Origin of the sequence: Acetobacter lovaniensis (assembly GCF_014207635.1) — a bacterium.
GTDB classification, from domain to species: Bacteria; Pseudomonadota; Alphaproteobacteria; order Acetobacterales; family Acetobacteraceae; genus Acetobacter; species Acetobacter lovaniensis.
Genome location: NZ_JACHIE010000003.1, coordinates 37162 through 51184, shown reverse-complemented (window position 1 = coordinate 51184; position 14023 = coordinate 37162). Strand labels below are relative to the sequence as shown.

The 14023-nt window shown below is 57.9% G+C and carries 13 protein-coding genes and 2 tRNA genes; 12 read left to right on the top strand and 3 right to left on the bottom strand.

Features of this window, described 5'->3' with window-relative positions; genetic code table 11:
• Positions 1–26: 26 nt before the first annotated feature.
• Together HNR55_RS05070 and HNR55_RS05065 are read left to right on the top strand one after the other, a co-directional pair.
• Positions 27–452, top strand: a complete 426-nt coding sequence (locus HNR55_RS05070) for an SUF system Fe-S cluster assembly protein (RefSeq protein WP_166112680.1) — start codon at positions 27–29, stop codon at positions 450–452.
• An 18-nt stretch (positions 453–470) separates the two neighbouring features.
• Positions 471–839: a HesB/IscA family protein gene (locus HNR55_RS05065; protein WP_166112278.1), complete on the top strand. Its 369-nt coding sequence runs from the start codon at positions 471–473 to the stop codon at positions 837–839.
• Here the strand turns inward: HNR55_RS05065 and rlmD are convergent.
• Both rlmD and HNR55_RS05055 read right to left on the bottom strand, forming a co-directional pair.
• Positions 793–2088 (bottom strand): 23S rRNA (uracil(1939)-C(5))-methyltransferase RlmD, encoded by a 1296-nt coding sequence (gene rlmD, locus HNR55_RS05060; protein WP_166112275.1) that lies wholly within the window; start codon positions 2086–2088, stop codon positions 793–795. The genes HNR55_RS05065 and rlmD overlap by 47 nt on opposite strands.
• A 14-nt stretch (positions 2089–2102) precedes the next feature.
• Entirely contained in the window at positions 2103–4001 is a 1899-nt protein-coding gene (locus tag HNR55_RS05055) for a DEAD/DEAH box helicase (RefSeq protein WP_373318100.1), read from the bottom strand.
• On the opposite strand from HNR55_RS05055, the gene HNR55_RS05050 reads away from it, so the two are divergent.
• Positions 4000–4302: a hypothetical protein gene (locus HNR55_RS05050; RefSeq protein WP_166112168.1), complete on the top strand. Its 303-nt coding sequence runs from the start codon at positions 4000–4002 to the stop codon at positions 4300–4302. The two genes, HNR55_RS05055 and HNR55_RS05050, sit on opposite strands and share 2 nt — an antisense overlap.
• Here HNR55_RS05050 and HNR55_RS05045 read toward each other — a convergent pair.
• On the bottom strand, positions 4262–4717 hold the full coding sequence (locus tag HNR55_RS05045) for a hypothetical protein (RefSeq protein WP_166112270.1): 456 nt from the start codon (positions 4715–4717) through the stop codon (positions 4262–4264). The genes HNR55_RS05050 and HNR55_RS05045 overlap by 41 nt on opposite strands.
• 164 nt (positions 4718–4881) lie before the next feature.
• On the opposite strand from HNR55_RS05045, the gene HNR55_RS05040 reads away from it, so the two are divergent.
• From HNR55_RS05040 to HNR55_RS05000, 9 genes are all read left to right on the top strand, one after another.
• Entirely contained in the window at positions 4882–6324 is a 1443-nt protein-coding gene (locus tag HNR55_RS05040; protein WP_166112677.1) for an NAD(P)H-hydrate dehydratase, read from the top strand.
• An 81-nt stretch (positions 6325–6405) separates the two neighbouring features.
• A tRNA-Leu gene (locus HNR55_RS05035) sits at positions 6406–6490 on the top strand.
• 95 nt (positions 6491–6585) lie between these two features.
• Positions 6586–7920 carry a trigger factor gene (gene tig, locus HNR55_RS05030; protein ID WP_166112267.1) on the top strand — a complete coding sequence of 445 codons (1335 nt, stop codon included), beginning with the start codon at positions 6586–6588 and terminating at the stop codon, positions 7918–7920.
• A 170-nt stretch (positions 7921–8090) separates the two neighbouring features.
• Positions 8091–8753, top strand: a complete 663-nt coding sequence (locus HNR55_RS05025) for an ATP-dependent Clp protease proteolytic subunit (protein ID WP_179290119.1) — start codon at positions 8091–8093, stop codon at positions 8751–8753.
• A 120-nt stretch (positions 8754–8873) separates the two neighbouring features.
• Positions 8874–10139: an ATP-dependent Clp protease ATP-binding subunit ClpX gene (clpX, locus tag HNR55_RS05020; protein ID WP_166112264.1), complete on the top strand. Its 1266-nt coding sequence runs from the start codon at positions 8874–8876 to the stop codon at positions 10137–10139.
• 204 nt (positions 10140–10343) lie between these two features.
• Positions 10344–12845, top strand: a complete 2502-nt coding sequence (gene lon / locus HNR55_RS05015) for an endopeptidase La (protein ID WP_166112261.1) — start codon at positions 10344–10346, stop codon at positions 12843–12845.
• Between the two features lie 141 nt (positions 12846–12986).
• Entirely contained in the window at positions 12987–13274 is a 288-nt protein-coding gene (locus HNR55_RS05010; protein WP_086637932.1) for an HU family DNA-binding protein, read from the top strand.
• 88 nt (positions 13275–13362) lie between these two features.
• Positions 13363–13437, top strand: a tRNA-Val gene (locus tag HNR55_RS05005).
• A gap of 212 nt (positions 13438–13649) precedes the next feature.
• Positions 13650–14015: an NADH-quinone oxidoreductase subunit A gene (locus HNR55_RS05000; protein ID WP_166112258.1), complete on the top strand. Its 366-nt coding sequence runs from the start codon at positions 13650–13652 to the stop codon at positions 14013–14015.
• Positions 14016–14023: the final 8 nt, after the last annotated feature.

Here is a 14023-nt window from a genome sequence, read left to right as displayed (position 1 = left end):
CACATGCATCAGCTCCGCCGCAGGATATGCCGGTGGAAACTGTTCTGCACGCGGAGCATGATCAGGCCGCAGGCGCTACCGCAAAGGTGGAAGGCTGGACCCCTGATGGTGATGCCGCTCCCCAGGAGGGGGAGAGCAGAGCAGCAGGCCCGGCATCCGAAGATGCCGTGATCGAAGCCATAGCCACGGTGCATGACCCGGAAATCCCGGTAAATATTTACGAGCTGGGACTGATCTACGCCATTGACCTGTATGACGACGGGCGCGTGCGTATTGAAATGACACTGACTGCCCCCAACTGCCCCAGCGCACAGGAACTGCCCATTCAGGTCAAGGATGCGGTGGAAAAAGTGCCCGGCGTTCAATCAGCCGAAGTGGAAGTTGTGTGGGATCCGCCATGGGATATGTCGCGTATGAGCGATGAGGCCCGGCTGGCCCTGAATATGTTCTAACGGAAAGGATGGAGTGTTATGTCCCAAACAGCGACCATTTCATCAACCAGAAGGGAACTTCCCCCTCTTATGCGGCTGACGGACACAGCCGCCACGCGCCTGCGGCACCTGTATGCTACGGCGCATGCGGGTGAGTTGCTGCGTATTTCCGTTTCCACCAAAGGCTGCTCAGGCAAAGCCTATGACATGGAGTTTGTAAAGCAGAGCGGGGAAGGGGACGAAGTTGTTAAAGACCACGGCCTGACCCTGCTGGTGGACCGCAAGGCCACCCTCTTCCTGATCGGTACACAGATGGATTACCGTGAAACCGATCTGGAGGAAGGGTTTGTGTTCATCAACCCTAATGAGAAAGGGCGTTGCGGCTGCGGCGAGAGCTTTCACGTTTAAAGCGGCACACGGCTTCGGTTTCGGGCGACCACAGGAACTGGTCAATGACCGAAACCGTCTCCAGCCTGTAACCGGCCTGTGCCAGCTGGCTTGCATCGTTGCTTAACGCGGCCGGGTTGCAGCTCACGTAAATCACGTAGTCTGGCTTGCCCAGAGCAATCTGACGCATTTGCAGCTTTGCCCCCGCATGGGGCGGGTCCAGCACAACCACATCTGCCTTGCCTAAATCCTTGCCCATAATGGGTTGGCGGTTCAGGTCACGGCAGACGGAGGTAACGCGGGATTTGCCAACACTTTTAAGGGCTGCCAGAGCGGGTTCATACCCTTCGTAAGCCTGTACCTGGCACCGGTCCCCCAAAGGCAGGCTAAGCGTGCCGCACCCGGCATAGAGTTCAATCAGGCTGGCGCGCTTGCCAAGGCGTGCGGGTAAGGCGTCCAGCACAGCCTGCTGGATGGCTGTTTCGCTCTGGGCGGTTGCCTGCAAAAAAGCACCGGGAGGGGGTGTAAGCTGGTGTCCGGCAATGGTCTGGTAAACAGGCGCACGCTGCACCGCAGTTTCATACGGGGTTGCAGCCTTCAGGCGCTGCCAGCTTATGCGTGGAATATCCAGCTCTTCCGCCAGCGCCGTCAGGCGTTGCCGGTCCGTGGCAATGAGTGGAGAATCGGTGCTGAGCAGAATATCCAGCCCTGAATCCAGCAGATTGATGTGCAGGTCAGCCGTTTTGTGCACAGCATTCAGGGTGCGCAGGGTGGTGCGTAATGCAGGCAGACTGGACACAATGGCCGGGTGCAGTACTGCGCAACTGGTCATGTCTGTTACGTCCTGACTGCCTTTGGCATGCAGGCCAATCACAATCCCCTGTTCCGTCCGGCGCACGGCCAGATCAGCCCGGCGGCGGCTGTTGGGCGGCACCTGAAAGCTGGTTATGTCCTGCGGGATGTCAAACCCGGCTTTTTCCAGTGCATGGCTTACCAGTCCGGTCTTCCATGCCAGAAGGGAGGGCTGGTCCATATACTGCAAGGTGCAGCCGCCACAGCGCTCAAACAGCGGGCAGGGCGGGGTCGTTCTATGGGGGGAGGGTGTAACAATCTCAACCAGCTGGCCGCGCCCATTAGACTGGATGCGGATGCGAACCTGCTCACCGGGGAGTGCTCCTGCAACAAAGACGGTATGTCCGTCAGGGAGCCGTGCGGCACCATCTCCCTGAGTTGCAAGATGGGAGATGGTGACTTCCTGTATGTCGGACACTAATTTTCCTTGGGTCAGGATGCCACGTCAGAGACGTGGGCGATATCCTGCACTGTTTCTGCTTCAAGCACACCCGGTGTGGCCGGGCGTGAAGAATTGCGGCGTGGGAGCAGCATGAAGGCAGGCGTCTGGTCGCCAAAGCCTGCAAATTCGCCTGCGGGTGCGGGCGGAATTTCATCACGCTGGTTACGCCCACCCTTATTATGGGGCTGGGGCTTATTGGCTACAGGCTGAACGGCCTGCTGCTGGGCTGGGCGCTGCTGTTCACGCTCACGGTTGGGTTCACGCTCGCGGGTTGCTTCACGCGTGCGGTTGGGTTCACGCTCCCGCTGCGGGGCCGGTTTGTCCTTGCGGTTCTGCCCGCCACGGGACTGGCTGCCGCTGCGAGGGCGTTTTTCTTCCGACCATTCCAGCTGCTGCACACCTTCTATGGAAAGGCGGGGAATGGGCTTGCCGGTCAGTTGTTCAATGGCCTCGGCCAGTGTCTTGTCATACGGCGTGGCAATGCTGAAGGCATGCCCTTCGCGCCCGGCGCGGCCAGTGCGGCCAATGCGGTGGACGTAGTCTTCCGCATGGAACGGCAGATCAAAGTTGAACACATGGGACAGGCCGCCAATATCAATGCCACGGGCGGCTACGTCCGAGCAGACCAGTACCTTGAGTTCGTTGTTCTTGAATTTTTCCAGAGTGGAAAAACGCACGGACTGGGGCAGGTCTCCGTGCAGGGCACCAACCGAAAAACCATGCTTGGTCAGCGATTTGGTCAGAACATCCACGTCGCGCTTGCGGTTGCAGAACACAATGGCGTTCTGGAGCTCAGGGTCCTTGAGCAGCAGACGCAGTGTTTCGCGCTTGCTGAATTCATCAACGATAATCAGTCCGGCTGTAATGGTTGTTGCCACGGAAGACTGGCGCGCAACCGTGATTTCCTTGGGGGAATGCAGGAACGCATCCGCCAGTTTGCGAATGGGCGGTGCCATTGTGGCCGAGAAGAACAGCGTCTGGCGGGAAGGGGGCAGCAGACTGACAATTTTTTCAATGTCAGGAATGAACCCCATGTCCAGCATCCGGTCTGCTTCATCAATAACCAGAATTTTGGTGTGGTTCAGCATCAGGCCGCCACGTTCGAACAGGTCCAGCAGCCGACCGGGGGTTGCAATCAGCACGTCCACGCCGCGGTTGAGCACTTCCTTCTGGTCAGCCATGCTCTCACCGCCAATCAGCAGGGCATGGTTGAGCTTGAGGTGCTTGCCGTATTCCACAAAGTTTTCCGCGACCTGCAACGCCAGTTCACGCGTGGGCTCCAGAATAAGCGAGCGTGGCATACGGGCGCGGGCGCGGGAACCGCTGAGAATTTCCAGCATGGGCAGCGTAAAGGACGCCGTTTTACCCGTGCCGGTCTGGGCGACCCCCAGCACATCGCGCGCCATGAGGACGGCGGGAATGGCCTGTGCCTGAATGGGGGTGGGGTGTTTGTACCCCATTTCCTCAATGGCCTGCAGAATGGGTTTGGAGAGTTCGAGGTCGGCAAAAGTCAGGGAGGGTTCTTCCGCAACAGGTTCCGCAGCCGCGGGTGTGGCAGGCTCAACCGGAGTGGGAGCAGCCTCTGGCGTAGGTGTAACCGGCACTTGCAGTTCCACGGCAACAGGGGCTTCCACCTTTGTTGCAGGGGCAGTTCTGGTGGCCGTGGCCGCCTTTGTGCGCCGTCTGGCTGGAGCGCGTGGTTTTTTGGGAGCTGCTTCAGCTACGGCTTCCGTGGTTGCGCCTTCACCCGTGGCGGTGTCCGCTACAGGCTTGGCAGCCGATTCGGCTTTGGCTGTACGGCGGCGGGGTGCGCGCTTTTTGGGAGCGGGTTTGTCCTCAGCGGGCGCACCGGCTGCGGGAGGTGTGTTTTCCACCTCGGTGTCCTGCATGTCCAATGCAGTTGAACTGGCGGAAACCGCCGCCTTTTTCCGGCTGCGAGTTGTCGTCTTGCGGGGGCGGGCGGTTGTTTTGGCTGTCAATATGCTCTCGGAACTAGGTCTGTCGTTGCTCAGCTTGCTGCTGGCTTTGTGCATGTCCGGCAAAGACCGTTTGCCAGTTATTCCATGGTATTACAAAGCCACTCAGGCGCTAGTTCCGATAAAGGTCTTTGGGCTTAAAATCAAGTTTTTGGCAGGGATACTTGTTATCTTCACACAAAAGGATGGCCAAGGCAGGCTGCCAGCACGGTAATAATTCCCAGTGCCACAATAACCAGCACCTGTTTGCGTACCGAGTCGAAGCCCGATGCCTGCGGACGGATGGCCCGGCGCAGCTTCTGGTAGGTGCCCATGTACATCCGCACAAACAGTGCCGCCATGATCAGGCCCAGCAGTTGCATGACGTTGGTTGTCCACGGTGCGTTGGCAAACCCGCCTTCGTGCAGCACCAGCAGCCAGCCGGTGATCAGCGTTGTGGGAATGGCATGTGTCAGCCCCTTAAAAAAACGGGCCATGGTTTGCAGGTGCACGGAGTTGCGCTGTGTCTGGTCCAGAAGGCTCAGGCTGGGGCGCAGCACAACCGCCGCATAAGCGCCACCACCAATCCACATGATGATGCTGATGAGGTGGAGAGCGAGAACAAGGCTCCAGAGAATGGAATGTGGCATGGTGTCTCCGTGTTGGCACGGTTGGGGGTGGGGAGGGGCGCGAAGGCTGTTATGCGCAGCGTCATGCCCGGTGCGTATCTGCCTGCCTGATTGCCAAGGGGACGGGGCGGGTGCAAGGGGCTATTATGCCTGACAGTAGTCACACACCCTGTGCGGAGCCAAGCATGCAGCCTGCTTATCCTTCCTCCCTAAGCCTTTATACCCCTTTGCAGATGGGGGAGGTGGACCGGCGGAGTGCGGCCCTTGTGCCTGTTGCCACGCTTATGGAGAATGCGGGTCGGGCCGTTGCGCGTGCCATCCGCCGGTACGAGCGGCCTGCGCGTGTGCTGGTGTTGTGCGGACCGGGGAATAATGGGGGTGATGGGTACGTAGCCGCCCGGTATCTGGCAGGTATGGGCTGGCCGGTTGCCGTGGCGGAACTGGCTCCCCCCAGGGCGGATACGGATGCAGGGCGCGCCAGTGCAGCCTATGTGGGGCCGCGTGTTCCTTTTGCTCCGGCGGAAGCCGCGCGGGCCGAACTGGTAGTGGATGCCGTATTTGGTGCGGGGCTTAGCCGCGATGTAGGCGGTCTGGTGGCCGAAACACTGGCCGCAGCCCGCCGGATTGTGGCGGTGGACACGCCCTCGGGGCTGGATGGAGCCACAGGGCAGGTGCGCGGTTATGCGCCGCAGGCTGCCATGACTGTTACGTTCTGCCGCTACAAACCCGGCCACCTGCTTTACCCGGCGCGGGGGCTGCTTGGGCGTCTGGTTCTGGCGGATATTGGTGTGCCCGACTCTGTGCTGGCGGCTGTGCCTGCCAACACGTGGCACAACAGCCCCGGATTGTGGGCGCTGCCCGTGCTGGGTGGGGAGAGCAACAAATACACGCGAGGGGTGGTGAGCATTTGTGCCGGGCAGTCCATGCCCGGTGCCGCGCGACTGTGCGCCTCTGGTGCGCGCTCCGTGGGGGCGGGGCTTGTGCGTGTGGCGGCTGGCGCTGGGGCTCCGGCCTACCGTCTGGGGCAACCGGGCCTGATTGTGGATGATGCCCCGCTGGCGCAATTGCTGGAGGACAGGCGCAGGCATGTATGGGTCTGCGGTCCGGGGCTGGCAGAGGCGGAGGTGGAGGCAGCGCTGCCCCTGCTGCTGGACTCGGAGCGGAGTGTGCTGGCAGATGCTGGCGCGCTGAGTGCCTGTGCCGGGCAGCCGGAAAAACTGCGCGGTGTTTCTGTGATTACGCCCCATGCGGGTGAATTTGCGCGGGTGTTCGGCCCTGTGGGGGATAACCCACCCGAGCAGGTGCGTGAGGCCGCCCGGCAGATTGATGCTGTGGTCGTGCTCAAGGGAGCTTCCACCATGATCGCGGCCCCCGATGGACGGCTGGCAATTAACACGCATGCCACGCCAGCTTTGGGTACGGCGGGGTCTGGGGATACGCTCTCGGGCGTGATTGCGGCCTTGCTGGCGGCTGGCATGCCTGCCTGGCAGGCGGCGTGTGCGGGTGTCTGGCTACATGGGGAGGCCGGCTTGCAGGCCGGTCCGTGGCCTGTGGCGGAGGATCTGGACCGCTATCTGGGGCTGGCCCGCCAGACGGCGGAGCAGGCGCAGGGGCAAGGGCCTGTGTAAAATCCGTTTCGGTGTCTTGCCGTGCCCGGCACTTTCAGCTAAGTCCACGCATCTTGCCGACGGTGAGTATATTGAGTGTGCGCGGGCGTGGTGGAATTGGTAGACACGCCAGATTTAGGTTCTGGTGACGCAAGTTGTGGGGGTTCAAGTCCCTCCGCCCGTACCAATAGATTTTCATGCTCCCGTCCGCAGTCCGCCGCCGCCTTCTGGCGTTAGTGCAGCGGGTGACTGATTTTTTGTACCGAGAGGAAGGCCTGGCCGATGCAGGTTACCGAGACCCTTTCTGAAGGGCTGAAGCGTGGTTTCACAGTTACAGTTCCGGCCGTGGAACTTGAGGCTAAGCGTGATGCGCGCCTTAAGGAAGTTGCTGGCAATCTGAACCTGCCGGGCTTCCGTCCGGGCAAGGTGCCTGTCTCTCTGGCACGCCAGCGTTATGGCGATGCCATCTGGGGCGAAGTGCTTGAACAGGCCGTGAGCGACGCCATTCGCACCGTGTTTGAAGAGCGTGGCCTGCGCCCCGCTGGCCAGCCCAAGGTTGATCTGGTTTCCGGTCAGGAAGACAAGGGCGCGGATCTGGAATTCAAGGTGGAAAGCGAAATTCTGCCGGAAATTGCTGTGCCGGACCTTTCCGACCTCGCGCTGACCCGCCTGAAAGCCCCTGTTGCTGACGAAGCCATCAACAAGGTGCTCGAAGATATTGCCAAGCGTGGCCGTACCTTTGAAGTGATCGAGGAAGTGCGTCCCGCAGGCAAGGGCGATGTTGTCGCCATTGACTTTGTTGGCAAGCAGGACGGTGTTGCCTTTGATGGTGGTACCGCTCAGGACGTGAATGTCGAGATTGGTGGCGAAGGCTTTATTCCGGGTTTTGCCGAACAGATCGAAGGCATGAAGCCGGGTGAAGAAAAAGTCATTACCGTGACCTTCCCCGCTGATTACGGCGCAGAAGAGCTGGCTGGCAAGGAAGCAACCTTTGACATCAAGGTGAACCAGCTCAAAAAAGCTGTGGACGCTCCGGTGGACGAAGAGCTGGCCAAGAACATGGGCTTTGAAAGCCTTGAGCAGCTCAAGGATCTGGTACGCAAGCAGATCGAAGGCGAATACGACCAGATGTCCCGCCTGCGTATCAAGCGTGACCTGCTCGACATCCTTTCCAGCAAGGCAGATTTTGCTGCCCCTGAAGGTATGGTGGAAGCCGAGTTCCAGCAGATATGGAATCGGGTGGAAGCCGACCGCAAGGCTGGTCAGCTTGATGATGAAGATAAGGACAAGGACGAAGACACCCTTCGCGCTGACTACCGCAAAATTGCGGAACGTCGCGTGCGGCTGGGTCTGCTCCTTGCTGAAATCGGCCGCAAGAACGGTATTTCCGTCAGTGCGGAAGAACTTGGCCGGGCTGTGCGGGCGGAAGCCATGCGCTACTCCGGTCAGGAAAAAGAGGTCTTTGAATTCTTCCAGAAGAATCCGCAGGCTGCTGAGTCCCTGCGCGGACCGATTTTTGAAAACAAGGTTGTCGATTACCTGATTGAGCTCGCCAAGGTCACGGACAAGGACGTGAGTCTGGAAGAACTATCAGATATTCCCCCAGCTAATATCTGATAAAACGGCTCTGTCCCGCCAGTGTGAACTGGCGGGACATTCTTTTTGAGGCTGTTTTTCGTTTCTGGGGTGGCATATTGCCACTTTATCTCTATCTTGAATCAGTGTGCCTGACCCTGGTTCTGTCCATGGCAGAGGCAGGGAGGGGCGTTTAAGTTTTTTGTACGGGAATGAGTGGTATGAGGGATCGTGATCCCGTTGAGATCTTCAGCAATGCACTGGTGCCGATGGTGGTCGAACAGACCTCTCGCGGTGAACGGGCTTTTGATATCTATTCCCGCCTTCTGCAGGAACGGATCATCTTCCTGACCGGGCCTGTCTATGATCAGGTTGCTTCGCTTATTTCCGCGCAGCTTCTGTATCTGGAAAGTGTGAACCCGACCAAGGAAATTTCCTTTTACATCAACAGCCCCGGTGGTGTTGTGTCGGCCGGTCTGGCCATTTACGACACCATGCAATACATCCGCAGCCCCGTAAGCACGGTGTGCATCGGTCAGGCGGCCTCCATGGGCTCCCTGCTGCTGGCTGGTGGTGAAAAAGGGCGCAGGTTCGCTCTGCCGAACGCACGCGTCATGGTGCATCAGCCTTCTGGCGGCGCACAGGGGCAGGCGAGCGATATTGAAATTCAGGCCAAGGAAATCCTGATTATCAGGCAGCGCCTGAACGAAATCTACCGTGAACATACTGGCCGTACGCTGGAAGAAATCGAGCAGAAGCTTGAGCGTGACAGCTACATGTCCGCAGCCGAAGCCCAGTCTTTTGGTATTGTGGATGAGGTGATCAGCCACCACAAAGCGGCCGAAGCAGGTAAAAAGGATAAAGGTCATCCTTAATCTGGCATACTGTAATCCTCCTGTTGCAATAAGGAGGTCGTCTGTTCCTGGGTATGCAGAAAAGGCTCAGGGTTTGGCCCCCGGTTCCATGGAGTCCGGGGTGATCGGGGGAGTGGGCTGATGAGTGCAAAGTCCGGAGAGTCCAAGAACACGCTGTATTGTTCGTTCTGTGGCAAATCACAGCATGAAGTGCGCAAGCTTATTGCTGGCCCTACTGTGTTTATCTGCGATGAATGCGTTGAACTCTGCATGGATATCATCCGTGAAGAGAACAAGACCATGCAGGTCAAGTCGCGCGAGGGTGTCCCTACCCCCAAGGAAATCTGCAAGGTTCTGGATGACTACGTTATTGGCCAGATGCAGGCCAAAAAGGTGCTCTCCGTAGCGGTGCATAACCACTACAAGCGCCTGTCGCAGGTGAGCAAGTCAGGCGATGTGGAAATTGCCAAGTCCAACATCCTGCTCATCGGGCCTACGGGCTCGGGTAAAACTCTGCTGGCCCAGACTCTGGCGCGTATTCTGGACGTGCCCTTTACAATGGCTGACGCCACAACCCTGACAGAAGCCGGGTATGTGGGGGAAGATGTCGAGAACATCATTCTCAAGCTGTTGCAGGCATCCGATTACAATGTGGAACGTGCCCAGCGCGGGATTGTCTATATTGACGAAATCGACAAGATTTCCAAAAAATCGGACAACCCCTCCATCACGCGTGACGTGAGTGGGGAAGGCGTGCAGCAGGCCCTGCTCAAGCTGATGGAAGGCACTGTTGCCTCTGTTCCCCCGCAGGGTGGTCGCAAGCATCCGCAGCAGGAGTTCCTGCAGGTGGATACGACCAACATGCTCTTTATCTGCGGTGGGGCTTTTGCCGGGCTGGACAAGATTATCTCCGCACGCGGCAAGGGCACGGGTATTGGCTTTGGGGCCGATGTACGCTCGCTCGATGACCGCCGGATGGGGGAAATCCTGCACGACGTTGAGCCTGAAGATCTGATGAAGTTTGGCCTTATCCCCGAATTTATCGGGCGTCTGCCTGTTCTGGCAACGCTGGGTGACCTGGACGAGGCTGCACTGATCAAGATTCTGACCGAGCCTAAAAACGCTCTGGTCAAGCAGTACCAGCGTCTGTTCCAGATGGAAGATGTCCAGTTGTCCTTTACGGAGGATGCGCTCAAGGCCATTGCGGACCGGGCCATTGTTCGCAAGACCGGGGCGCGTGGGTTGCGTTCCATTCTGGAGAGCATCCTCATGTCGACCATGTTTGACCTGCCGGGGCTTGATACGGTCGAGGAAGTGGTTGTCAACCGGGAGGTCGCGGATGGCAAGGCCAGCCCGGTCTATGTTTACGGCAAGAAAAAAGACGTGCCAGCAGAGCAGTCCGCCTGAGGCAGGTTAGATTTTTAGTGTAAGCAGCACGAGCGGGGCACCTGTTCGTGCTGTTCTTGCCTCTGCCCTATTGTTCCGGGTTGTGGGCATAACAACATAAGAGAAACACGGGGGTGTCCCCTTTCGGGGGTACCTTCTTCAGTGCAGGGGTATGCCGCTTGGCGGGTGCCCCGCACCGATCGTCCTTATCGGGAGGTCATGACGATGGCTGATAACGAAAAACCGGCACCACGACGCAGGCGCAAGAACGATCAGGCAGTTTCGGCCGTGTCCGAACAGTCTGTTCCTGCGGTTGACGCAACTGTTACGGAAACCCACACCAAGTGTGCCCATGTGGCTGTTCTGCCGCTGCGCGATATTGTGGTTTTCCCCCACATGATTGTTCCGCTGTTTGTCGGGCGGGAAAAATCTGTACGGGCTCTGGACTCGGTTACAAAAGACGACCGGCACATTCTGCTGGTCGCCCAGAAAGACGCAGCACAGGATGACCCCACGCCTGATGATATTTATCGGGTTGGTACGTTGTCTACGATCCTGCAACTGCTCAAGCTACCCGACGGCACGGTCAAGGTGCTGGTTGAAGGGGTTCGCCGTGTGCGCGTCAAGGCGCTGCATGAGGTCAATGGCCACTTCGAAGCCGATATTGAGGAAATGCCAGCCGAGGCGGCTATTGGGCCGGAAGCCGAGGCTCTGGGCCGCTCCATCGTGTCGCAGTTTGAGCAGTATATGAAGCTCAACAAGAAAATTGCGTCCGAGGTTCTGGTCTCGCTTAACCAGATCAATGATCTGTCCAAGCTTGCAGATACGGTGACGAGTCACCTCTCGCTCAAGATTTCAGAAAAGCAGGAAATTCTGGAGGCCCCCACCGTGCAGGGGCAGCTTGAAAAGGTTTTCGGCCACATTGAAGCAGAAATAGATGTGCTTCAGGTGGAAAAGAAAATCCGCAACCGTGTCAAACGCCAGATGGAAAAGACACAGCGCGAGTACTATCTGAACGAGCAGCTCAAGGCCATTCAGAAAGAACTCGGCGAAGGTGAGGACGGCAAGGACGAAACGGCCGAAATTGAAGAGCGGATCGCCAAGACCAAGCTCTCCAAGGAAGCGCGCGAAAAAGCTCTGAGCGAGCTGAAGAAGCTGCGCGGCATGAGCATGATGTCCGCCGAGTCCGGGGTTGTGCGGAACTACCTTGACTGGATTTTGAGCATTCCGTGGAAAAAGCGGACCAAAGTGCGTCATGATCTGGTTGAGGCAGAGGAAGTTCTGGACGCCGATCATTACGGGCTGGAAAAAGTCAAGGAACGCATTCTGGAGTATCTGGCGGTTCAGAGCCGTGCGCAGAAACTCAAGGGCCCGATTCTGTGCCTTGTCGGGCCTCCGGGTGTGGGCAAGACTTCCCTCGCGCGTTCCATCGCCAAGGCAACGGGGCGGCATTATGTGCGCATGTCTCTGGGGGGCGTGCGGGATGAAGCCGAAATTCGTGGGCACCGCCGCACCTATATCGGCTCCATGCCCGGCAAGATCATTCAGGGTATGAAAAAGGCGAAGGTGTCCAACCCGCTCTTCCTGCTCGATGAAATCGACAAGCTGGGGTCCGACTGGCGGGGTGACCCGGCATCGGCCCTGCTGGAAGTGCTGGACCCTGAACAGAACGGCACGTTTGCTGACCATTATCTGGAGGTCGATTACGACCTGTCCGATGTCATGTTCGTGACAACGGCCAACAGTCTGGATATGCCCCAGCCGCTGCTGGACCGTATGGAGGTCATTCGCCTCTCCGGTTACACGGAGGATGAAAAGGTCGAGATTGCCAAGCGCCACCTCATCAGCAAGCAGGTTGAGGCGCATAACCTCAAGCCGGGTGAATGGTCGATCAGTGAGGATGCTCTGCGTGACGTTATCCGGTATTACACGCGTGAGGCCGGTGTGCGTAACCTTGAGCGTGAGCTGGCCAAGCTTGCCCGCAAGGCGGTGAAGGAGATTGTGACCGGTAAGGCCAAAAAGGTCGCGGTTACGGCGCGTAATCTGGAAAAATACGCAGGCGTGCAGCGCTTCCGCTACGGTGAGACCGAAGCGGAGGACATGGTCGGTGTTGTAACCGGTCTGGCCTGGACCGAAGTGGGCGGGGAAATCCTGACCATTGAGAGCGTTATGGTGCCGGGCAAGGGTGGCATTGTCGAAACTGGCAAGCTGGGCGACGTCATGAAGGAGAGCATCTCTGCGGCGTTCTCTTTTGTGCGGAGTCGGGCGGCCAGTTTTGGAATCGTGCCAACGATCTTCGACAAGCGCAGTTTTCATGTGCATGTGCCCGAGGGTGCGACTCCTAAGGACGGTCCTTCCGCCGGGGTTGCCATGGTGACATCTCTGGTAAGTGTTTTGACCGGTATTCCCGTCCGTCGTGACGTTGCCATGACGGGTGAAATAACACTCAGAGGGCGTGTTCTGGCTATCGGAGGGCTGAAGGAAAAGCTTCTGGCTGCTGTTCGTTCGGGTATTCGTACGGTGTTTATTCCGCAGGAAAACGAGAAGGATCTGGCGGAAATTCCTGACAGCGTGAAGAAGAATCTGGAAATTGTACCCGTTTCGCATGTGGACGAAGTTTTAGCCCGTGCACTGGTCAGCCAGCCTCAGCCGATTCACTGGGAAGAGGTGCCCGAACCCGTGCCCGCCAATGGTGCTCAGGCGGTTGTTCCGGTGCTGCCGCATTAACCAAAATGCACGAGAAGAGCGAAGTTTACGTTTGCTTGGTTGACGTAGGAAAAAACGGCTTCATAGTGCGTTCAGGCAGCGGAGAGGCGGACGAAACCCGCCCGCCGCTCCTATGAATTGAAAGAAAGTGAAAGGCGTAAGATGGAGAAGCCGCTTAACAAGCAGGAGCTCGTCTCAGCAGTAGCAGAGGCCGTTGACCTGCCGAAGGCTAAGGCCGGAGAAGTGGTCGACGCCGTATTCGGTGCGATTGAAAAAGCTCTGTCCACAAAGCAGGAAGTGCGTCTGGTGGGCTTTGGCACGTTTGTGACCGCAACCCGCAAGGCTGCCAAAGGCCGTAACCCCCGTACCGGCGAGGAAATCGACATTCCGGCTTCTACCTCTGTCCGCTTCAAGCCGGGCAAGGCACTGAAGGACGCGGTTAGCAAATAATCCCCCCTTCGGATTTTAATTCAGACCGGCCGACAATTTCTTTAAAAAAGAGGTTGTCGGCCGTTTTGTTTTATGACACATAGGGCGCGGGCGATTAGCTTAGCGGTAGAGCATCTCGTTTACACCGAGAGGGTCGGCGGTTCGATCCCGTCATCGCCCACCATTTCTAACACTGTGTGTTGTGGAGCAGAATGATTTATTCTGCTCGTGGCTTCCTCCTCCGGGCAGGGAGCCTTTTTTTTCGCCAAATCATTTTATTCACAACAAAGTGGCCGCGACCATACGCGTTCGTGCATGGCCGTCAGCATTTTGCGGGTCTAGGGTGACTGCATCAAACGGCTTATTACAAGCCTTTCATGCGTGCGGGAATTTTCCATGCAGTCTGTTCTAGGCGATTATGCCCCGGTTCTGATTTTTGGTTGCGTATCGGTTGTTATCGCGGCCGCAATGCTCGGTATGGCCCTGTTGAGCGGGCACCAAAAACCATATCCTGAGAAGCTCACGGCGTATGAGTGCGGGTTTGGTCCTTTTGATGACACCAGACGCCGCTTTGATGTGCGGTTTTATCTGGTGGCCATTCTGTTCATTATTTTCGATCTGGAAGTCGCATTTCTGTTCCCCTGGGCGATCAGTCTGGGGCGGATCGGGCTGTTTGGCTTTTTGTCCATGCTTGGTTTTCTGGCCGTGCTGGGGATCGGCTTTTTGTATGAATGGCGCAAAGGCGCGCTGGACTGGGATTGAGAGAGGAC

Coding starts and splice junctions, on each gene's coding strand:
- HNR55_RS05070 (WP_166112680.1), top strand. CDS start 27: ATGCCGGTGGAAACTGTTCTGCACGCGGAGCATGATCAGGCCGCAGGC.
- HNR55_RS05065 (WP_166112278.1), top strand. CDS start 471: ATGTCCCAAACAGCGACCATTTCATCAACCAGAAGGGAACTTCCCCCT.
- HNR55_RS05050 (WP_166112168.1), top strand. CDS start 4,000: ATGTCCAATGCAGTTGAACTGGCGGAAACCGCCGCCTTTTTCCGGCTG.
- HNR55_RS05055 (WP_373318100.1), bottom strand. CDS start 4,001: ATGCAGGACACCGAGGTGGAAAACACACCTCCCGCAGCCGGTGCGCCC.
- HNR55_RS05045 (WP_166112270.1), bottom strand. CDS start 4,717: ATGCCACATTCCATTCTCTGGAGCCTTGTTCTCGCTCTCCACCTCATC.
- HNR55_RS05040 (WP_166112677.1), top strand. CDS start 4,882: ATGCAGCCTGCTTATCCTTCCTCCCTAAGCCTTTATACCCCTTTGCAG.
- tig (WP_166112267.1), top strand. CDS start 6,586: ATGCAGGTTACCGAGACCCTTTCTGAAGGGCTGAAGCGTGGTTTCACA.
- HNR55_RS05025 (WP_179290119.1), top strand. CDS start 8,091: ATGAGTGGTATGAGGGATCGTGATCCCGTTGAGATCTTCAGCAATGCA.
- clpX (WP_166112264.1), top strand. CDS start 8,874: ATGAGTGCAAAGTCCGGAGAGTCCAAGAACACGCTGTATTGTTCGTTC.
- lon (WP_166112261.1), top strand. CDS start 10,344: ATGGCTGATAACGAAAAACCGGCACCACGACGCAGGCGCAAGAACGAT.
- HNR55_RS05010 (WP_086637932.1), top strand. CDS start 12,987: ATGGAGAAGCCGCTTAACAAGCAGGAGCTCGTCTCAGCAGTAGCAGAG.
- HNR55_RS05000 (WP_166112258.1), top strand. CDS start 13,650: ATGCAGTCTGTTCTAGGCGATTATGCCCCGGTTCTGATTTTTGGTTGC.